The organism is Puniceispirillum sp. (SeqCode), from assembly GCF_965657105.1.
Taxonomy (GTDB): Bacteria; Pseudomonadota; Alphaproteobacteria; order Puniceispirillales; family Puniceispirillaceae; genus Puniceispirillum.
Genome location: NZ_CBFHNB010000012.1, coordinates 18,470 through 39,450, shown reverse-complemented (window position 1 = coordinate 39,450; position 20,981 = coordinate 18,470). Strand labels below are relative to the sequence as shown.

Here is a 20,981-nt window from a genome sequence, read left to right as displayed (position 1 = left end):
CCGCCACCTGTCATGACAATGCCTTTTTCGACAATATCGGCAGCAAGTTCTGGTGGTGCCTGTTCAAGTGCCATTTTAACGCCATCAACAATCTGGCGAACAGGATCTGAGATAGCCTCGGCAACTTGAGCTTCGGTAATCGTGATTTCCTTTGGCACACCATTGACAAGGTCACGTCCACGCACCTCGATCTTTGTACCACTGCTTTTTTCTGGCTTGCGGGCAATACCAATTGTTTTCTTGATACGCTCGGCACTTGCCTCACCGATCAACAGATTATGGGTGCGGCGCATATAAGCAATAATCGCTTCGTCAATTTTGTCACCACCGACACGCACCGAATGGGCAAATACAATATTTCCAAGTGACAGAATGGCCACCTCAGTTGTGCCACCGCCAATATCAACCACCATAGAGCCAGATGGCTCGGTCACAGGCAAAGCGGCACCAATAGCAGCTGCCATTGGTTCTTCGATCAGAAACACACGGCGCGCCCCTGCGGCCTCGGCTGACTCCTGAATGGCGCGGCGTTCAACAGCTGTGGAGCCAGATGGAACACAGATAATAACCTGCGGACTTGCAAAGGATAAGCGGCCATTTACTTTGCGTATAAAGTGCTTGATCATTTCCTCAGCAACTTCAAAATCAGCAATCACACCATCAGCCATTGGCCTGATCGCACGAATGTTACCAGGTGTTTTGCCTAGCATCACTTTTGCTTCTTCACCGACAGCTAAAACCTGAGTCTTGCCTCTTATTTCGGCCATGGCAACAACGGATGGTTCATCCAGAACTACGCCTCTGCCCTTGACATAAACAAGTGTGTTAGCAGTACCCAGATCAATACCAATATCCGCCGAAAACAATCCAAGTAGCGAGCCAATCATTCGGTGTCTCCAGAATTACAGTTACTCACAATGAATAACTTTAGCCTACATGACAAAGAACATACGCCCTTTGCCACCATTTGTTTATAGATGTAGATGATAAATGCGGCGAAATCTAGTTCTTTGCCTTATCAACAAGACGGTTTGCACCAATCCATGGCATCATGCCACGCAAACGCGCGCCAACTTCCTCAATCGGATGCTCTGCATTGCGACGGCGTGTTGCTTTAAAGCTGGTCTGACGGACACGGTTTTCCAGCATCCAGTCACGTGTAAAGCGCCCTGATTGAATGTCCTCAAGCACACGTTTCATCTCAGCCTTGGTCTCTTCGGTTACAATACGCGGACCTGTGACATACTCGCCATATTCAGCCGTATTTGAAATTGAGTAATTCATGTTTGCGATACCGCCCTCATAAATCAAATCAACAATCAGCTTCACTTCATGCAAACACTCAAAATAGGCCATTTCTGGGGCATAACCAGCTTCAACCAGCGTTTCAAAACCAGCTTTGATAAGTTCACATAAGCCGCCACACAAGACAACCTGCTCACCGAATAGATCAGTTTCGCACTCTTCCTGAAAAGTTGTCTCAATGATACCTGAACGACCACCACCGACAGCCGACGCATAAGATAGGCCAATGGCATGCGCGTTACCTGATGCGTCCTGATCAACAGCCAAAAGACAGGGAACACCGCCGCCTTTGGCATATTCTGACCGCACTGTATGGCCTGGGCCTTTTGGTGCAATCATCATTACATCAATGTCACCACGAGGTTCAATCAGATTGAAATGCACATTCAAGCCATGTGCAAATGCAATCGCCGCACCTGGACGGATATTGTCAGCAATTTCGTCTGAATAGATGTCCGCCTGCAATTCGTCAGGAGTCAGCATCATAACGACGTCGGCCCATGCCGCAGCTTCTGGCACATCCATAACCTTAAAACCAGCTTCGCTGGCTTTTGCCCGCGTAGCAGAATCAGGACGAAGCGCTACCGCCACGTCCGCAACACCACTATCTTTAAGATTAGCAGCATGGGCATGACCCTGGCTTCCATAGCCTACGATAACGACTTTTTTCTTTTTGATAAGCCCTACATCGGCATCACGATCATAATAGACACGCATTGATAAATTTCTCCTGGTTCTAAAACGTAAAAGCAAGCCTAGGCTTGCCTGCACCATATAATGATGGTGACTAGGTTATATATTAAGCTATCGAGCCGAAAGATCGACCAGATTACCCCTCGAAATAGCCGATACGCCTGTACGAGCAATCTCGACTTCACCAAGTGAGCGCATCAGATCAATGAAAGCGCCAACCTTCGATGAATTTCCTGTTACTTCAAATACAAAACTATCTAGTGTGCTGTCTAGTGTTCTTGCACGGAAAGTGTCGGCAATTCGTAAAGCCTCTATTCGTTCATCGCCTTTATTGATGATTTTCACCAATGCAAGTTCACGCTCGATAAAGGCTGTCGACTCGGTAAGATCGCAAACATCGTGGATTGGCACAAGGCGCGATAGCTGCGCCTTTATCTGCTCAATGATCATGGGCGTGCCGCTGGTAACTATAGAAATACGCGAAATAGAAATCTCTACATCCACCTCGGACACAGTCAAACTCTCGATATTATAGCCTCGTCCCGAAAATAGCCCAATGACACGTGCCAGCACGCCAGGCTCATTATCAACTAATACAGAAATTATGTGGCGTTCAACCACGTCAGTCATCTTCATGCTTAACTCCTTAGGGTGCGATCTTGTTTGTTGTTTAGACCAACACCATGCCTTCTTCAGAAATCGGCTTTTCAGCCTGATCAGCTGGACCAAGCAACATTTCGTTATGTGCCGCACCTGATGGAATCATTGGGAAGCAATTTTCATCTTTCGTTACCCGAATGTCGGCAATAACTGGTCCATCAACCGCAAGCATTTCTGTTATGACATCATCAAGCTCATTCGCTGATTGCGCGACAAGACCTGTCATACCAAAGGTATCCGCAAGCTTCACAAAATCAGGTAATGATTCACTATATGATTCCGAATAACGGCCACCGTGAATAAGTTCCTGCCATTGCCTGACCATACCCATCCATTCATTATTGATGATGAACATCTTCACAGGCAAATTATACTGCGCCAGCGTAGATAGTTCCTGCATATTCATCATGAAGGACGCCTCACCAGCAATATCAATCACCAACGCGTCGGGATGGGCTACCTGCACCCCCATGGCTGATGGTAATCCATAACCCATGGTGCCTAAACCACCCGATGTCATCCACCGGTTAGGCGCTTCAAAATCGAAATATTGTGCTGCCCACATTTGATGCTGACCAACCTCGGTAGTCACATATACATCATGTTTGCGTGTCATTTCACACAGACGTTTGATCGCATGCTGAGGCTTGATAATATCGCCTGATTGGTCGAACCCAAGGCATTTACGCGCTTGCCACCCTTTGATCTGCTTCCACCATGACGCAAGCGAGTCAGCATGTGGTGTGAATGACTGCGCCTTCATCTCGGCGATCAACATTTCCAAAACCACTGTCGCATCACCAATAACAGCCAAATCGACAGCAACATTCTTGTTGATTGATGATGTATCGATATCAATATGGATTTTTTCCGAATTTGGGGCAAAGCCAGAAATGCGACCTGTGACACGATCGTCAAAACGCGCACCGACATTCAACATAATATCGCAATCATGCATTGCCAGATTGGCTTCATAGGTACCGTGCATACCCAGCATGCCCAGAAAATGCGGATCAGATGCTGGTAATGCGCCAAGCCCCATCAATGTCAATGTTGTTGGCCAGCCCGTCATATGCACAAGTTCATGCAATAGTTTTGACGCTTTTGGACCTGAATTGATGATACCACCGCCACCATAGATAATCGGACGACGCGCGCGCTTAAGCATCGCCACAGCCTGTTTGATAACGTCATTGTCTGGCCGCGTAGTAACCGTATAACGTCCGCGTGCCTTCGAAACAACAGCATCATCTACAGATGTGTCATGATAGCCATATTCGCCCATCAAAATGTCTTTTGGCAGATCAATCAATACCGGCCCTGGACGCCCGGTACTAGCGACATGAAAGGCTTCAATAACGGTATGCTGAAGTTTAGTCCCATCTTTGACCAGGTAATTATGCTTTGTACAAGCACGCGTGATACCCGTTGTATCGGCTTCCTGAAACGCATCATTACCAATGAGATGCGTTGGCACCTGGCCTGTCAGACAGACGACGGGCACCGAGTCCATCAAGGCATCGGTCAAACCGGTAACGGCATTTGTTGCCCCCGGACCAGATGTCACCAATACAACACCTACTTTGCCAGTTGAACGTGCGTAACCTTCAGCAGCATGCACAGCGGCCTGCTCGTGGCGCACAAGTATGTGGCGTATCTTATTATTTTTAAACAAAGCATCATAAATAGGTAGAACCGCCCCGCCCGGATAGCCAAAAATCACTTCAACACCCTCATCTTCGAGTGTCTTGAGCAAAATTTCAGCACCAGCCATAGCTTGTGTAGGGGCTTCGGTAGATTTAGGGCTATTCCCAGGGGATGACTTAGCCATCATTTTTTCCTTTAGTGATATCTATCAAACAAACAAAGCTGCCATTTAAGGCAGCGTGAAACAAATTTAGCCTATTATATCGACGCTAAATCATGATTTAGACAATTTATTTTTAAACTCTTTTATTTTTCTTCAAGAAATCCAATGTGATTCAGCTCTTTCTTTATTGATAGGTGCCAGTTTTTTAACGCTAGGTCAACCTATTTTCGCGAAGATTGTTAAAGATATTCTCAAAAAAACTTTCCGAATATTTCTCATTCATCTCAAATTTCGCATTAAAATTATTTCTAAGCCACGTCATCTGACGTTTTGCATAATGCCGACTATCCTGCTTCGCCTGACGAACAGCCTCGGCTTTATCAACATCTCCAGCCAGATATGCCGATAATTGCCTAACCCCAAGCGCTTTCATCACTGGCAAACCCGGATCAAGGTCACGCGCAATCAGCCTTTGAACCTCATCAAGCGCCCCTGCCTCAATCATCATATCAAAACGCGTATTTATCCGTTGGTAAAGAATATCACGAGCTGGCAGTATCTTAATGGTCGTCGCTATGCCCTCAAACGCCCCCTCATGTGGGTCTTGCTGCCATGCACTGATCGGACGGCCTGTCGCCTGAATAACCCCCATGGCGCGAATAAGCCGTTGCGTATCGCCATCATTTAGGCGCTCAGCTGTTATCGGGTCTAATGCCGCCAATACCTGGCGAAATTCAGCTCCCCCTATATCGGCATGAAGCGTGACAGCATTCTCATGAACCGCACGTGGCACCTCGGGAATTGACGCTAACCCGCACAGGCCAGCATTAAGATACATGCCCGTTCCACCGATGATAATTGGTGTTTTTCCGACTTGCCATGCACCTCTCATTTCGGTAGCGGCCATATCCAGCCACATCGCCACTGAGGCTCTTACATTGCCATCAAGCACGCCGTAAAGCCGATGCGGTGCCCGTGCCATGTCTGCGTCTGATGGGCGCGCTGTAACAACCGCAAGATCTTGGTAAAGTTGCATTGAGTCTGCATTTATAATGACACCATCTGTCCGATGCGCCATCTCAATAGCGAGCTTGGACTTGCCCGAAGCGGTTGGCCCTGCAATCATAATATAATGCTTAATCATAAATTTTACCCCAGCACCTTATGGCATATTTTGCAGTGTCGTGATACATCCCAGCATATCTTGGTGATAAATGAAAAACACTGATCCAAACAAAGGCTTGTCATGAATGATGCCCTTATTTTCTCTACCAGCAAGGCGACGACCGCACCAGCACGCGCTGCCGACTGGATTGCGCCTCTATTAGCCACAGAACCAGACATTGATATCGTGAGCGAAGCATCATGGCTAGCCAGGGGTTCTGCGGCCGAAACAATTGTGGCAAATGACAAAGAATTTGATGTCGGCAAACTTCGGGCAGTTGCGGATGACCTAAGCATAGATATTAATATTGTCCCTGCTGAAAATCGGCGCAAACGTCTGTTGATTGCCGACATGGATAGTACGATCATTAATTCAGAATCGCTTGATGATTTAGCACGGCTCGCCGGGCTTGGCGACGACATCGCGCATATCACCGCACAATCAATGGCAGGTCAGATGGATTTTGAAGACGCTGTCGATGCCCGTGTCGCGATGCTTGCTGGCAAACCAGTATCGCTCTTTGATCAGCTGCTTGATGAAATGACACTCACCGCTGGTGCAGTTGCGCTTGTTAAAACCATGCGCGCTAATGGTGCCTTTTGCTATCTTGTATCTGGCGGGTTTGACTTTGCCACATCATATATCGCTGATATGTGCGGGTTTCATGATAATCACGCCAATCATATGAATATATCGTCTGGCCTGATTGAAGGCACCGTCAGAAAGCCCATTCTAGACCGTGACGCAAAGGCAAGCTATCTGGCGCAATATTGCGCTACCCATGACCTGACTATGGCTGATGCCGCCACAATCGGTGATGGTGCTAATGATCTTGCAATGTTAAAGGCCGCTGACTTAGGCGTGGCCTTTCAAGGCAAACCGTTACTTCGCAAGCATATAGACTTGCAACTCAACCATACTGACCTAACCGGATTGCTGTATTTGCAAGGCTATAGTGACAGCGAATTTGTTTCTTGAAGCCAGATAAATATCGCAAACCACAACATTAAAAGGGCGCCACTACAGCGCCCTTTTGTTGATTTTTGAGGAAACAGATTATTCTGCCTTTTCAGCAAAACCAATCTGGACAAATCGTTCACGGCCATCACGTTCAACCAGTATCAGGATTCCTGACTTGCCGCCATTTTCTGCGGCCTTAATATCTTTAGCCAAACCAAGCGCGTTTTCAACACGACGTTGACCATAACGCCGAATGATATCACCTGGGGCAAGACCCTTATCTGCGGCCGGACTTCCTGGCAGCACCTCAACAACAACAACGCCGGTCAACTCAGGATCAATCTCCAGTTCTTCAGCAAGTTTAGCATCAAGATCCTGAACTGACATGCCGAGACTGCCAAAGCTCTGTTTATTTCCCGGTCCGGAGTTTGAATCACTGTCAACAAGTCCAACAAGCTCGGCTTTTTCAAGTTCGCCCAATTCCACCGTGACAGTCATCTTCTTGCCTTGTCGGAACAATTCAACCTTAACTTTCGAGCCTATATCGGTTTCAGCAACAATGCGTGGTAGATCACGCATACGCTCAATAGCCTTGCCGTCAAATTTCAAGATCACATCACCCGGCTCAACACCCGCAAGAAAGGCAGGGCTGTTTTCATTCACCGTTGACACTAAAGCACCTACAGCTTCTTCAAGACCCAAGGATTCGGCAATATCTGTCGTCACTTCTTGAATGAATACACCTAGCCAACCGCGGCGTGTCTTTCCAAATTCGGAAAGCTGGCCAGCAACCCGGCTTGCCAAATTCGACGAAATAGCAAAGCCGATACCAACCGATCCACCCGATTGAGAGAAAATAGCCGTATTTATGCCAATCACTTCACCTTCAACATTGAAAAGTGGACCACCGGAATTTCCACGGTTGATCGAAGCATCAGTCTGAATGAAATCATCATATGGACCATTGCCAATATCACGACCACGCGCCGAGACAATACCTGCTGTCACTGTCCCACCAAGGCCAAACGGATTACCAATTGCCAACACCCAATCACCAACACGCAAGGCATCCGAGTCACCGAATTTGACTGATACAAGCTTTGTATCGCCAGGATCGATTTTCAAGACTGCAATATCGGTCTTCTTGTCCTGACCTAGCACTTTTGCCGTAAAGCTGGTTTCATCAGCTAAAATGACCCGAATCTCTTCGGCATTTTCGATAACATGATGGTTGGTAACAACGATACCTGCATCATCAATGATAAAGCCTGACCCTAATGACTGGGCACGTCTTTGACGATTATTATCACCAAAATTTTTGAAAAATTCTTCAAAAGGTGATCCCGGCGGAAATTGAGGCATTTCCATGCGCTGACCATCATTAACAATGGTCGTGGTCGAAATATTGACCACCGCTGGGGACAAACGCTCAACCTGATCTGCAAAACTATCTGGTCGTTCACTGGCGCCTGCAATTCCTCCAGCAAAGTTGACAGACATAAACATGACGACAAATACCGCTACACCAGGTTTCACATGGTTAACACCTGCATGTGCCAACAACCGCACCAAATTGACTAACATTCTTGATATCTCCTTAATAAATCCCCCATCGATTGATGAGGACATCTTACCGACATCCCCATACAATCAGGATTAACCCACATATAAAGGCTTTAACCGTTAAACTAGGCACACATGATGACCAAAAAATGGCAACATGATGTTAAGAAAACTTAGTTTGCTGACGAACCAGTCAGACCATTCTTGTCCTTGAAGAACCGGAAAAAGCTACTTGTTGGTGATATGACCATTGATGTATCGCTATCCGTCATCGAATTACGATACGCTTCCATTGACCGATAGAAAGCAAAGAAGTCTGCATCCTGGCCAAAGCTATCAGCATAAATGCGGATTGCTTTACTATCTCCGGCACCGCGTGTTTCCTGGGCTTCACGCTTTGCTTCAGAAATAATCACCGTACGAGTCTTTTCGGCATCAGCCCGAATTTTCTGGGCTTCCTCTTCACCTGTAGCACGGAATTCTTTGGCTTCACGTTCACGCTCAGACTTCATCCGGTTAAAGATGTTCTGGCTTGTCGCTTCTGGATAATCAGCCCGGCGCAGCCGCACATCGATAATCTTGATACCAAGAGAGGACACAGACTGGTTCACCTCGTCACCAATAGATCTGGTGATATCATTTCGCTGACCTGTCAGAATAGAGCCTAAAGTTTCGCGGCCAAGAGCCCGGCGAACAGATGAGTCAATGATGGCCTCAAGGCGACCACGCGCACCCAATTCGTTCCGCACAGTCTGGAAGAACAGCAATGGATCTTGAATTTGATAACGGGCGTAAGCGTCAACTTGCAAACGCTTTTGATCCGATAGAATAACTTCTTCAGCATCCTGCGGTATCAAACTCAACACACGCTTTTCGTAATAGACCACGTCCTGAATGAAAGGAAGTTTGAAATTAAGACCTGGCTCTTGGATGGTTCGCTTTGGATCACCAAACTGAATGACAAGTGCTTGCTGAGTTTGATCAACCGTAAAAAGCGATCCGTAGGCAACGATACCCAACACACCTAATATTGTGAGGCTTATAAAACGTAGAGATGCCATTTTAGTTGCCCCCTGATTTTTTGTTTAATTCATTTAGTGGCAAATACGGCACCACGCCGTTGCCAGAGGCATTTTCATCAATGATGATCTTGTCAACATTGCTAAAAATTTCCTCAATCGTTTCGATATATATGCGCTCTTTGGTCACGTCTTTATTCTCCAGATAGGCTTTGTAAACCTGATCAAATCTTGATGCGTCACCTGTTGCGCGATTGACAACTTCGGCCTCATAGGCCTGCGCTTCTGCAACCAATTGCGCTGCTTCACCTCTTGCCCGTGGCACGATATCATTTCTGAACGCATCTGCTTGGTTTTTCAGCTTGTCACGGTCTTGCCTGGCCCGCTGAACTTCGTTGAAGGCATCAATGACGTCTCCTGGCGGATCAACCGCAAGAAGCTGCACATCACGTACACGTACACCAGCACCATATTCATTAAGCAAATCCTGTAATTGCTGACGTGCCTGCACCTGAATTTCTTGACGTCCCTCAGTTAGTACTGTTTGGATCGTCGTTCTGCCAATGATTTCACGCATGACCGCTTCGGCGGCTACTTTGATTGTATCATCGGGTTCAGCAAGATTGAACAAATACTGACCAGCATCTGACACGCGCCAGAAAACCACAAAATCAATATCGACAATATTTTCATCACCGGTAATCATCTGGCTTTCATCAGCAATATCACGACGCGACGAGCTACTGCCACCAACATCACGGAAACCAATCTCGATACGATTGTCACGTGTGACCTCTGGGGTCAGAACAGATTCAACCGGAAACGGTATATGATAGTGCAAGCCCGGTGCTGTGGTGCGAATAAATTCACCAAAGCGCAAAACCACACCCTGCTGTTGCGGGTTAACGCGGTAAAAACCAGTTGCCGCCCAAATACCTGCAAAAATGATAAGAAGAAGGATAAACGAGCGTCCGGAAGATCCGCCCCCCGGAATAACCTTGCGCAAGGCATCACGACCTTGTTGCACCAATTCGTCTATGTCTTGTGGGGGTTTTCCGCCACCGCCACCGCCTTGTCCCCAAGGGCTGCTGCCGCCGCCATTATTTCCACCACTGCCGCCGCCTTGTCCCCAAGGTCCGCCGCTATCATTGCCTTGATTATTCCATGGCATAATATTCTTACTCCGTTTCCAAAATTCACGCCGACTATAAGCTAATCGGGCTTTAATGCCTAATAAACTATAGTTAGCTTGGTAGCATTTACACTGTTTAGCTTGTAAATAGCTAAACAAAGGCATATGTCACCAATCAATAGACAACATATTTGTATGGGAACGGTTATTTTCAAGCATGGCAAACGAATTGAATGATATAAAAATACGAGACGCGCTGTCAAAGATAACAGCGTCCGGTGCAGACACTGACATTGTCACCGCTGGCGCGGTTTCGGGAATCGTTATTAAAGACGGCCATGTTGGATTTTCAATCGAAATCGATCCAAAGGACAAAGACGCTGCGGAACCCTTGAAACGGGCTGCTGAAAAGGCTGTTCTGGCACTTGATGGCGTTTTATCTGCAACCGCTTTATTAACAGCACATCAGGCCGCCCCAACGCAACAAACGGCACCACAAAGCCCTCCACAGGGGGATCACGGAACATTGCAACCTGCAACGCATGTTATTGCTGTTGCGTCAGGTAAAGGCGGTGTTGGCAAATCAACAACAGCAATAAATTTAGCGTTAGCTTTGGCTGAAACAGGCAAGAAGGTTGGCATTCTGGATGCCGATATTTATGGCCCGTCTTTGCCGCGCCTGATCGGGGAAAACCGCAAGCCCGAAAGCGAAGGCAAAAAAATCAAACCTATTGAGGTATGGGGTTTGCAAACCATGTCCATTGGCTATCTTGTAGCCGAAGAAACACCAACAATTTGGCGTGGCCCTATGGTGATGAGCGCGCTGGAACAGATGCTTCGTGACGTGGCGTGGAATGGCCTTGATATTCTGGTCATTGACATGCCACCTGGCACTGGCGATGCCCAACTTTCACTGTCGCAGCGCGCTACACTTGCAGGTGCGGTTATCGTGTCCACACCTCAAGATCTTGCTTTAATTGATGCCCGCAAGGGATTGAATATGTTTAAAAAGGTGAATGTTCCACTTTTGGGTATTGTGGAAAATATGAGCTTCTTTAGCTGTCCGGATTGTGGTAGCCGCCACAATATTTTTGGCCATGGAGGTGCCGCGGCTGAAGCTAAAAAACTTGGCGTACCTTTCCTTGGCGAAGTGCCATTGGAGATGGTTATCCGCGAAACCTCGGATGCTGGCAAACCCATTGTTGCCAGCGCACCGGACAGTCCACATGCCGCGCATTACCGCCAGATTGCCGCCGGCGTTCTGGATGCCCTTGATATAGGCAAGGCCGCAGCCCCGCAGATTATTTTCGAATAGATTATAATCGATTATGCTGTTGTAAGCTGGCGGGGTGCGACTGGACGCGTTAATGTCTGATATTGAAATGCTGGAGACTCAGCATCGGCCTGCATGTCCGCTTCAATGGTTTGGTGCCAGTCAGCCAAATCAAAGTCGGGGAAATAGGCTGGCTCTGCGCCGCCATCCGGTAGCAGATCAACGACTGTCATTTCAATACGAGTGCAATAGTCCAATCCTTGTCGATAAATCTCGCCACCACCAAATAGAATGATGTTGGGCTTGGCGTCTTCATTGGCGTTGATCCAGTCGATTGAAGCAGCGATAGCCGCAGACATATCAGCAACCCTATGCGCACCCTCGGCGGCCCAATCTGGATCACGTGTCATAACGATACTCGCACGCCCAGGCAAAGGCCGGCCAATCGAATCCCAAGTTTTACGCCCCATTATCAGCGGACATCCCATAGTCAGTGCCTTAACGCGCTTCAAATCGTCGCGCAAATGCCATAACAGACCTTTACCATCACCAATGATGCGGTTTTTGGCCATCGCCACAACAGCCGTCATCTGGATAGATGAAATGATAGTTTCAGACATGCAAACTCCTAAACGGCAATCGGCGCGGAAATATGCGCCTGCGCGTGATAATCAACAATTTCAAAGTCTTCAAACTTAAAGCCATCAATATCTTTTGGGCGATTATGAATATGCAGCTTTGGTAATGCGCCCGGAGACCGGGTCAATTGCAAACGCGCCTGATCAAAATGGTTCGCATAGATATGCGCATCACCCAATGTATGTACAAATGTACCGGCTTGCAGATCGCAAATCACTGCGATCATATGTGTTAGCAAGGCATAGGACGCAATATTAAATGGAACGCCCAGAAAAATATCAGCGCTTCGTTGATAGAGTTGGCAAGATAATCGCCCATCAGCCACTTGAAACTGAAACAAACAATGACAGGGCGGTAGAGCCATGTTCGGAATATCCGCCGGATTCCATGCAGACAACATCAGACGACGTGACGTTGGTGTTTCGCGTATCATGCGAATCAATTCGGCAAGCTGGTCAATTTCAGCACCATCAGGCGTTTTCCAGCGTCGCCATTGCTGGCCATAGACAGGTCCAAGATCACCATTCTCATCCGCCCACTCATCCCAGATCGAAACGCCATTTTCCTGCAAATAGCGGATATTGGTATCACCACTAATGAACCAAAGCAATTCATGGATAATAGACTTTAGATGAAGCTTTTTGGTGGTCAGAAGAGGAAAGCCATCGGCAAGATCGAATCGCATCTGATGACCAAAAACAGCTCTTGTGCCTGTCCCCGTACGATCATCACGATCAATACCTTCATCTATAACGCGGGCAAGCAGGTCAAGATATTGTTGCATCAATAAACATCCCTTAATTTGGTGCAGAAGGTATAGCGGCTTGCTTGATAAAGTGCCATGTTCACCCAACAAGGGGCAAGCGCTTTATAACCAATAGCATGCTATAGCAAAACTTAGCTTCCATTGCGTGACTATTAGCCCTATATTGATAATGCTGGTTTACCAGCTATGGCGATAAACGTGCTGTGTAATAAGCAGAGCGGACCCGGGGGCGGTACCCGGCGCCTCCACCATATCAGCTCACCCCTTTGGTTTTATAAAATTGGGTCAATCAGAGCTGATAGCATGGGGGCGAAATAGGATCGACGCATGTAGTAAAGGCAGTATTTTCGTTCGGTATGGTACCCACCGTTATCGGGCCATGTAGTAGTTGCAAATGACAACACTGCTCCGGTAGCAATCGCAGCCTAAGGCAGCGGGAGTAACCGATCTTAAGTCCAGATTGATTGAGCTCAGTCTGGCGGGGTTTGGGGCGCACCTGGCAACAGAAGCGTTCCGCTTAATTTAGGGTAGATCGCAAATACAGCTCGGCTTACTATGGCCTCAACAATTCGAAAAGGCGCCACATATGGAAAATGATGACGGCCAGCATGTCGGTCTAAACTATGAGCTTCTGGTTGAAGACGCATTACGTTCGGTCGTGCGCGGGTCTTTGCTGATTGCTCAAAAAGCTGGCCTACCGGGCGACACGCATTTCTATATCAGCTTCAAAACCGACTATCCGGGAGTCGAACTGGCTGATGATCTTAAAATCAAACACCCCGACATCATGACAATCGTCCTTCAGCATCAATATGCTGATCTAGAAGTTGACGATGACAGTTTTTCCGTCACTTTGTTTTTTGGCGGGAAACCCTCACCGATGATCGTTCCATTTGCATCGGTTACGGGTTTCAATGATCCGTCTGTCGGTTTTGGCCTCCAATTCGGGACACTTGACGAGGATAATGAAGGTCTCGATGATGATGACCTGTCCTCGCCAGATGCCAAGGCTGACAATAGCGAAGAAACCACCGCTGACGTGGTGTCGCTGGACACATTCAGAAACCGTCCCAACTAAACAAAATTCTGTTTATTGTTTTTATTGTTCCGATGGCAACAATGTAACTATTTATCATTCAGGATGTAGATAATGGCTGATTTCGCTTATAGCCCAATGTTTCCAGTGGGTACTGATGACACAGAATATGAATGTATTTCTACGGAACATGTAAAGCTGGTGGAACTTGACGGTGACACCTTCCTCCGCGTTGATCCGGCGGCGCTTACCCTTTTAGCCGAACATGCCATGCGTGATATCTCGCATTTATTACGGAGCAGTCATCTTGGTCAGCTTGCCGCCATTCTAGATGATCCCGAAGCCAGTCGGAATGATCGCTTTGTCGCCCTTGAGATGTTAAAAAATGCTGTTGTAGCGGCAGATGGCCTTTTGCCAATGTGTCAGGATACCGGCACAGCCATTGTCAGCGGTTATCGTGGTGATCACGTTCTGGTTGATGGTGACGATGGCGAAGCTTTGTCACGCGGCATTTATAATACCTATCAAACTAGTAATTTGCGCTACTCACAACTAACTGCACATAGCATGTTTGAAGAAAGCAATACGGCCACAAATCTGCCAGCGCAGATCGATATAAGTGCTGGCAAAGGGCTGGAATATAAATTTGCCTTCATTCAAAAAGGTGGTGGTTCAGCGAATAAAACATTCCTGCACCAGAAAACCAAAGCTGTTTTGAATCCTGACAGCCTGCGCGAATTTATCCGCACCGCGATATTGGAATTAGGCACATCGGCCTGTCCACCCTATCATCTGGCTGTTGTGATTGGCGGCACGTCTGCTGAATTGACAATGAAAACTGTTAAAATGGCGTCAATCCGTTCTTTAGACGCCCTACCCACATCCGGCAATGATCTTGGCCATGCTTGGCGTGATACAGAATGGGAAGCAGAAATCCTGAACATCACACGCGAGCTGGGCATTGGTGCCCAGTTTGGCGGCAAATATTACTGTCATGATGTGCGGGTCATTCGCTTGCCGCGGCATGGAGCATCCTGTCCGATTGGTATTGGCGTTTCCTGCTCGGCTGATCGCCAAGCACTAGCAAAGATCAATGCAGATGGTCTGTTTATCGAAAAGCTTGAACGGGATCCTGCAAAGTTTTTACCTGATGTCGAAATGGATGCCGCAACTGATGTTGTCACGATAGATCTGAACCAACCAATGGCAGACATTCTGGCAAGCTTATCCAAACATCCGGTTGAAACGCGCTTATCACTCACAGGCCCGTTGATTGTTGCCCGTGATATTGCGCATGCAAAATTGCTTGAGCGCTTAAACGAAGACGGCACATTACCAGACTATATTAAAAACCATCCTGTCTATTATGCCGGACCGGCTAAAACGCCAGCTGGCATGCCTTCGGGATCATTCGGGCCAACCACCGCAGGACGCATGGATTCCTATGTCGAGACGTTCCAGAAAGCTGGTGGCTCTATGGTGATGCTTGCAAAAGGCAACCGGTCACGTCAGGTGCGCGAAGCCTGTAAAAAATATGGTGGTTTTTATCTTGGCTCTATTGGCGGTGCTGCGGCCAAACTCGCCCTTGAATCGATCAAAAAGGTTGAAGTTCTGGAATATCCTGAACTAGGTATGGAAGCCGTATGGCGGATTGAAGTCGAAAACTTCCCAGCTTTCATTATCACTGATGATAAAGGCAATGACTTTTTCGATATCGACTAATGCGTCATATCAGGGCTTTGGCCCTCCGCTTGCCCAGTCGATAAACTGAACGGTATGGCGCACGGGCAAATCAGTGTCATTGAGTTGGGCAATACAGCCAATATTACCAGCTGCCACATAATCTGCACCAATTTTGACAAGGCTGTCCTTTTTTCGCGCTTTCAAATTATCAGCCATATCTGGCTGTAAAATATTGTAAACACCTGCAGACCCGCAACAAAGATGGCCATTCACCGGCTGGCGCACGTCAAAGCCAGCGCGCCGCAGAAGGCTTTGTGGCACATCATGGATTTTTTGACCATGTTGCAGTGAACAGGCGGAATGATAGGCAATAACAGGTTTGACCCCACCTTCAACCGGCTTGATTATGTCATCGAGACCAATGTCATCTATAATTTCCGAAACATCTTTGCAAAGTGCTGATATATGCTTTGCTTTCGCCGCATAGGCAGGATCATCAGCCATCACATGGCCATAATCCTTGACCATCGTTCCACAACCAGAAGCGTTGGCAATAATGGCATCTACACCTTGACCATTGATCTCTTCATCCCACGCATCGATCGCCAGACGAACCGTTTTCATCGCAGACGCGGTTTCACCAATATGATGCGTCAGCGCCCCACAGCAATGTGCCTGCGCGCGCACCACCACCTCAACACCAAGCCGGTTCAAAACGCGGATTGTGCTGCGGTTAATATCTGGATCCAGCGCCCGTTGCGCACAACCCGCCAGCAACACGACACGCTTAATCGGCTGGCGCTTATTTGCTGGAAAAATTTCATTTTGCGATCCAATCGCGTCTAATTTTGGCAGGGTTCGGGGTAATTTATTCAATGCCGCCTGAAGTTGGCGTGGCATGAGCGGTGCAAAAAGACGCCCCAGACCCGCAAAACGCATCATCATATGAAAACGACCCGCATAGGGAATGGTCATGCCAAGCATCCGGCGCATTAGTTTATCACCAAGCCCCCGCGGGGCAACCACGTCGATTCTTTCGCGGCCTATATCAAGCAGATGGACATAATCAACACCCGAAGGACAAGTTGTCATACAGGACTGGCATCCAAGGCAACGATCAAGATGATGCCGGGTATCTTTTGATACGGTGTCTGGCGATTCCAATAATTCACGCATCAACCAGATACGTCCACGCGGGCTATCGCGCTCGTCACCTGTTTCTACAAATGTCGGGCAGGTTGCCGTGCAAAAGCCGCAATGCACACATTTGCGCAAAATATCATTGGCTTCTTTAATTTTTGGATCACTAAGCTGTTCAAGCGAAAAGTGCGTTTGCAAGACATTAACCTTTCTTAAATGCCGTCATGCATGCGGCCAAAATTCAATACAGATTTTGGATCAAAGGCCGCTTTTACACGTTTATGTAATTCAAACATTGGCGCTGCCAATGGGTGAAATGGCGGGATGTGATTGTTGCCCTCTCCATTCTTGCCCTTCCCATTCTTGGCCTTCCCGCTATCTTTCATCAACATTGCAAATCCGTCAGCGCCTAATGCCGTTCGGACGGCAACACCAAAATCTGCATCAGACGCGCCTGATAACCAGATAAGCCCACCAGCCCAGTCAGCATAGAACGCAAATTCAACCTGTTGGCCTAGTTTATCAAGAAACTCTGCCGCTAGAGATGGTGGGCAGGACACTTTCCATACATCAGCTTTGGTGCCAGAAAGCAGATCAACATCACGAATTTTTTGCCATAGATTTTTAGATTTATCATGCGCCAGCTTTTCGCCCGTTGAATTGGCATTCAAAAGATGCGTTGCACGGTCATTTACCGATACGGCAATACCTTCAAGGCGGATCACAATAATCATGGGCGCATTCATATCTATTCCCGCGCTTTTGGCAAGATCACGCGGCAGAATAGCTGCTGATCCTGGTTCATGCGGTGTCGCAAATATATCAGCAATCATCTTGGTCGCGCTGGCCATATCGTCAGCAGGAAACAAAAGCGAAAGGCTGGTTTCTGGACGCGGTAGGGTTTTGAGGGTTATTTCATCAACCACCGCCAATGTGCCAAAAGAACCACAAATCAGCTTTGATAGGTCATAGCCTGTCACATTCTTGACAACTTTGCCGCCCGACTTGAACAATTCACCACGACCTGACACAGCTTCAAAGCCAAGCATGAAATCACGCGCTGCCCCTGCTGTCAGCCGCCGCGGCCCTGATAGGTTTGCCACCATCACCCCACCAATGGTACCCGCATCGCCAGCTCCCAGAAACCTGCCATAATCCGGCGCATCAAAAGCCAGCATCTGGTTGGCATTCTCAAGCAAAGCTTCAACGTCACCCAAGGGGGTTCCCGCACGCAATGTCAGAATCAGTTCTTCGGGTTGATAATCAACAACACCCGACATCTTAGCAACATCAAGAACGCCATCATAAGTACCCATGCGCCCCAGGGTTTTTTTTGTGCCCATAGCACGCACCTCTAGGCGCATCTCATCAGCGATCGCCGCGTTAATGATGTCGCTTACATCGGCAAGGCTATGCGCTGATGTCGTTGCTAATGAATTAGCCATGAACCTTATCTCACTTAGCTGGGTCTCACTTAGCTGGGTCTCACTTAGCTGGGACTCACTTAACTGGGTCTCGCCTAACTGGGTCTGTTGGGCAAATTTGTATCAAAATCTAGAATCTAGGGATATCGGCATGTGGCATCTTGCCTTTATGGACATGGAGTCTGCCAAGTTCAGCACAGCGATGAAGATGCGGAAACACTTTGCCAGGATTGAGCAAGTGATCGGCGTCAAAGGCACATTTTAGACGCTGTTGTTGCTTCATATCATCTTCGGTGAACTGGATACCCATCAGATCGCGTTTTTCAATGCCGACACCATGCTCACCTGTCAAGACACCACCCATCTCAACACAGGCGCGCAAGATATCACCACCAAAATCCTCTGCGCGTTCAAGCTCACCTGGTTCATTCGCATCAAAAAGAATGAGTGGATGAAGATTCCCGTCACCGGCATGAAATACATTGGCAACACGAAGTCCATATTTCTGGCTGAGTGACGCCATCCGGATCATCATATCGGGCAAGCGCCGACGTGGGATCGTGCCATCCATACACATATAATCTGGCGATATACGCCCAACCGCAGGAAACGCCGATTTACGTCCAGCCCAAAAAAGGGTGCGTTCTTCTTCAGATTGACTGACCTTTATTGACGATGCGCCAGCATGTTTCATTATCACTTCAACCCGGTCTATCAACGTATCAACCTCAACCTCCGGCCCATCAAGCTCGACAATGATCAAAGCAGCAGCTGAACGTGGATATCCGGCATTGGCAAAATCTTCTGCCGCATTAATGGCCAAACCATCCATCATTTCCATACCAGCTGGGATAATACCAGCGCCAATAACATCACCAACAGCCTTGCCAGCAGACTCAGTATCATCAAAGCCAACAAGCAAAGCCCGGCGCGTGGCAGGCTTTTGTAGAATGCGCAACGTTACTTCGGATACAATGCCAAGCAAACCTTCCGAGCCAGTCATGATGCCCATCAGATCATAATCACCAGCATCCAGATGTTTGCCGCCAAGACGCAGAATTTCTCCTTCAATCGTCACTATTTCAATGCCAAGCAGATTGTTGGTTGTCAGGCCATATTTCAAACAATGAACGCCACCCGAATTTTCGGCAACATTTCCACCAACCGAACAGGCAATCTGGCTAGACGGATCAGGCGCGTAATAGAACCCCTGATCCTCTACCGCATTGGTAATCGCTAGATTGGTTACCCCTGGCTGAGCAACTACACAGCGATTATCAAAATCAATATCTAGAATTTTATTGAATTTTCCCAGACCTAGAAGAACCGCGTCAGCTAAAGGCAAAGCCCCGCCTGAAAGAGACGTGCCTGCACCACGCGGCACCACCTTTACGCCATTCTGGTGACACCATTTCATCACGGCAGCGATCTGCGCAACAGTTTCAGGCAAAACAACAGCAAGTGGAAGCTGGCGATAGGCAGACAGACCATCAGAATCGAAGGCACGCATGCTCTCTACCGAGTCAATCACGCATTCAGCCGAAATAATCGTACGTAACGTAGCGCAAATTTCATCGCGCCTTTCAATCACATCATGATCAGGTTCAGGCATATGCATTTTCCGCACTCCTTATGCAAACGTAATATGTGCTTCTATAGCGCACTATCCCATTACAATATAAAACCCATCCCCCATTGATAGATTATATTTTGGACTGATTAGACAGATTTTTCAATTTTTTCAGATGATTATTTCAAACAAAAACGGCCAGGTTTCCCCAGCCGCATCGTTAACTCCAAAAAGAGAGAATCTGATTAACCCTGACGCGCCTTTAGACGTGGGTTCTTTTTATTGATAACATAAAGCCGACCGCGACGACGCACGACCTGACAATTGCGATCACGAGACTTCAATGTCTTTAGCGAACTTGCGACTTTCATAATCCTAGACTCCGATTTTGACAACTATATCAGCTGTCTTTCTTATGGTTTAGAGCGCTATAAACAATTAAGCGCAACGCTAGACCCTTTAAAACTCAATTGGCGCGGAAATTAACACCTGACTATCAATAGGTCAATGCCCTAAACAGCAGATTGAACAGTTGTTTTCACATACGCCTAGTTAAGCTGAACGACCAGTGATCTGTCTTCCTGCACGCCCGATACACCGTCGTAATCTAAAATATCTGCCGCTTTAGGTGTTGTCATATCATTAGCGGCAAATACATTATCAAGCATAACAAGCGTTTCAATATCTATACCCGTATGCGCTGCCTGCCTATAAATTAATTGAACACGCTTTAGAACCTGCTCGGCACAAAGATCAGACTTTGCGATGATGAGCGCTTGGTTTATCTGATCGGGTGATAACCCACGCAACCCTTGGGCGGTTCTCTCAACAGCACTACTAACAATATCAATAATTTGCGGTTTAGATTTTGCCTTTAATTGGGTAATGGGAATATAAGTCACAACAGCGCCAGTTTTTATATATAAATCACGCCCGCCAATATCAGAAGATTCAGCAACATCTAGATATCCAAACGACATGATCGCAACAGCTATTGCGAACATGCTTGATCGCACCCTACTGGTTTGCTTTTTAAATGATCTTATAGCCAGACCAAAATCAGCATTGCTAATCCGTTCCATTGCCTTAAACAAGCTTAATTTAGCCATCGTCAATCTCCATAACTCAGACTTTTCTGAGTAA

At 47.5% G+C, this 20,981-nt stretch carries 19 protein-coding genes, 1 other RNA gene and 1 pseudogene; 6 read left to right on the top strand and 15 right to left on the bottom strand.

Annotated elements, in window-relative coordinates:
* From ACTF7Q_RS03195 to miaA, 5 genes are all read right to left on the bottom strand, one after another.
* Positions 1-887 (bottom strand): rod shape-determining protein (locus ACTF7Q_RS03195; RefSeq protein ID WP_438996405.1); only part of this gene is annotated, 887 nt, incomplete at its 3' end.
* A gap of 115 nt (positions 888-1,002) precedes the next feature.
* The gene (ilvC, locus tag ACTF7Q_RS03190; RefSeq protein WP_438996404.1) at positions 1,003-2,022 is read right to left on the bottom strand and encodes a ketol-acid reductoisomerase; all 1,020 of its coding nucleotides are present in this window, start codon (positions 2,020-2,022) and stop codon (positions 1,003-1,005) included.
* A gap of 87 nt (positions 2,023-2,109) precedes the next feature.
* Positions 2,110-2,634, bottom strand: coding sequence for an acetolactate synthase small subunit (gene ilvN / locus ACTF7Q_RS03185; protein ID WP_438996403.1), 525 nt, complete (start codon positions 2,632-2,634; stop codon positions 2,110-2,112).
* Positions 2,635-2,668: 34 nt separating this feature from the next.
* A complete protein-coding gene (locus ACTF7Q_RS03180) occupies positions 2,669-4,489 on the bottom strand; it encodes an acetolactate synthase 3 large subunit (protein ID WP_438996402.1) in 1,821 nt (606 codons plus the stop codon).
* Positions 4,490-4,679: 190 nt separating this feature from the next.
* Positions 4,680-5,612 (bottom strand): tRNA (adenosine(37)-N6)-dimethylallyltransferase MiaA, encoded by a 933-nt coding sequence (gene miaA, locus ACTF7Q_RS03175; protein ID WP_438996401.1) that lies wholly within the window; start codon positions 5,610-5,612, stop codon positions 4,680-4,682.
* A gap of 102 nt (positions 5,613-5,714) precedes the next feature.
* Here miaA and serB point away from each other — a divergent pair, with 102 nt between their 5' ends.
* A complete protein-coding gene (serB, locus tag ACTF7Q_RS03170) occupies positions 5,715-6,611 on the top strand; it encodes a phosphoserine phosphatase SerB (protein WP_438996400.1) in 897 nt (298 codons plus the stop codon).
* A gap of 78 nt (positions 6,612-6,689) precedes the next feature.
* Here serB and ACTF7Q_RS03165 read toward each other — a convergent pair whose 3' ends face one another.
* The 3 genes from ACTF7Q_RS03165 to hflK all read right to left on the bottom strand — a co-directional run bounded on the left by ACTF7Q_RS03165 (position 6,690) and on the right by hflK (position 10,346).
* Complete coding sequence (locus tag ACTF7Q_RS03165) at positions 6,690-8,177, bottom strand: DegQ family serine endoprotease (protein ID WP_438996399.1); 1,488 nt, start codon at positions 8,175-8,177, stop codon at positions 6,690-6,692.
* Between the two features lie 152 nt (positions 8,178-8,329).
* Complete coding sequence (gene hflC, locus ACTF7Q_RS03160; protein ID WP_438996398.1) at positions 8,330-9,217, bottom strand: protease modulator HflC; 888 nt, start codon at positions 9,215-9,217, stop codon at positions 8,330-8,332.
* Position 9,218: 1 nt separating this feature from the next.
* A complete protein-coding gene (gene hflK / locus ACTF7Q_RS03155; protein WP_438996397.1) occupies positions 9,219-10,346 on the bottom strand; it encodes an FtsH protease activity modulator HflK in 1,128 nt (375 codons plus the stop codon).
* A gap of 178 nt (positions 10,347-10,524) precedes the next feature.
* Between hflK and ACTF7Q_RS03150 the strand changes: the two genes are divergently transcribed.
* Positions 10,525-11,622, top strand: a complete 1,098-nt coding sequence (locus tag ACTF7Q_RS03150; RefSeq protein ID WP_438996396.1) for an Mrp/NBP35 family ATP-binding protein — start codon at positions 10,525-10,527, stop codon at positions 11,620-11,622.
* A gap of 11 nt (positions 11,623-11,633) precedes the next feature.
* On the opposite strand, the gene ACTF7Q_RS03145 is transcribed toward ACTF7Q_RS03150, so the two are convergent.
* Positions 11,634-12,200 (bottom strand): dihydrofolate reductase, encoded by a 567-nt coding sequence (locus ACTF7Q_RS03145; protein ID WP_438996395.1) that lies wholly within the window; start codon positions 12,198-12,200, stop codon positions 11,634-11,636.
* A gap of 8 nt (positions 12,201-12,208) precedes the next feature.
* Positions 12,209-13,003, bottom strand: coding sequence for a thymidylate synthase (locus tag ACTF7Q_RS03140; RefSeq protein ID WP_438996394.1), 795 nt, complete (start codon positions 13,001-13,003; stop codon positions 12,209-12,211).
* A 114-nt stretch (positions 13,004-13,117) separates the two neighbouring features.
* On the opposite strand from ACTF7Q_RS03140, the gene ssrA reads away from it, so the two are divergent.
* The 3 genes from ssrA (at position 13,118) to ACTF7Q_RS03125 (ending at position 15,743) form a co-directional block, all read left to right on the top strand.
* Positions 13,118-13,503: a transfer-messenger RNA gene (gene ssrA, locus ACTF7Q_RS03135) on the top strand.
* Between the two features lie 68 nt (positions 13,504-13,571).
* Positions 13,572-14,063, top strand: coding sequence for an SspB family protein (locus tag ACTF7Q_RS03130; protein WP_438996393.1), 492 nt, complete (start codon positions 13,572-13,574; stop codon positions 14,061-14,063).
* Between the two features lie 72 nt (positions 14,064-14,135).
* The gene (locus tag ACTF7Q_RS03125; protein WP_438996392.1) at positions 14,136-15,743 is read left to right on the top strand and encodes a fumarate hydratase; all 1,608 of its coding nucleotides are present in this window, start codon (positions 14,136-14,138) and stop codon (positions 15,741-15,743) included.
* Between the two features lie 9 nt (positions 15,744-15,752).
* Here ACTF7Q_RS03125 and glcF read toward each other — a convergent pair whose 3' ends face one another.
* Together glcF and ACTF7Q_RS03115 are read right to left on the bottom strand one after the other, a co-directional pair.
* Positions 15,753-17,042 (bottom strand): glycolate oxidase subunit GlcF, encoded by a 1,290-nt coding sequence (gene glcF, locus ACTF7Q_RS03120; RefSeq protein WP_438996391.1) that lies wholly within the window; start codon positions 17,040-17,042, stop codon positions 15,753-15,755.
* Between the two features lie 14 nt (positions 17,043-17,056).
* Entirely contained in the window at positions 17,057-18,289 is a 1,233-nt protein-coding gene (locus tag ACTF7Q_RS03115; protein WP_438996390.1) for an FAD-binding protein, read from the bottom strand.
* A gap of 20 nt (positions 18,290-18,309) precedes the next feature.
* On the opposite strand from ACTF7Q_RS03115, the pseudogene ACTF7Q_RS03110 reads away from it, so the two are divergent.
* A pseudogene (locus ACTF7Q_RS03110) lies at positions 18,310-18,402 on the top strand (hypothetical protein); the annotation flags it as partial.
* Here the strand turns inward: ACTF7Q_RS03110 and ACTF7Q_RS03105 are convergent.
* From ACTF7Q_RS03105 to ACTF7Q_RS03095, 3 genes are all read right to left on the bottom strand, one after another.
* Positions 18,399-19,886, bottom strand: coding sequence for an FAD-linked oxidase C-terminal domain-containing protein (locus tag ACTF7Q_RS03105; protein ID WP_438996389.1), 1,488 nt, complete (start codon positions 19,884-19,886; stop codon positions 18,399-18,401). The pseudogene ACTF7Q_RS03110 and the gene ACTF7Q_RS03105 sit on opposite strands and share 4 nt — an antisense overlap.
* A gap of 197 nt (positions 19,887-20,083) precedes the next feature.
* Positions 20,084-20,209 (bottom strand): type B 50S ribosomal protein L36, encoded by a 126-nt coding sequence (gene ykgO, locus ACTF7Q_RS03100; protein WP_083775255.1) that lies wholly within the window; start codon positions 20,207-20,209, stop codon positions 20,084-20,086.
* Positions 20,210-20,386: 177 nt separating this feature from the next.
* The gene (locus ACTF7Q_RS03095) at positions 20,387-20,947 is read right to left on the bottom strand and encodes a hypothetical protein (RefSeq protein ID WP_438996388.1); all 561 of its coding nucleotides are present in this window, start codon (positions 20,945-20,947) and stop codon (positions 20,387-20,389) included.
* Between the last annotated feature and the right edge of the window lie 34 nt (positions 20,948-20,981).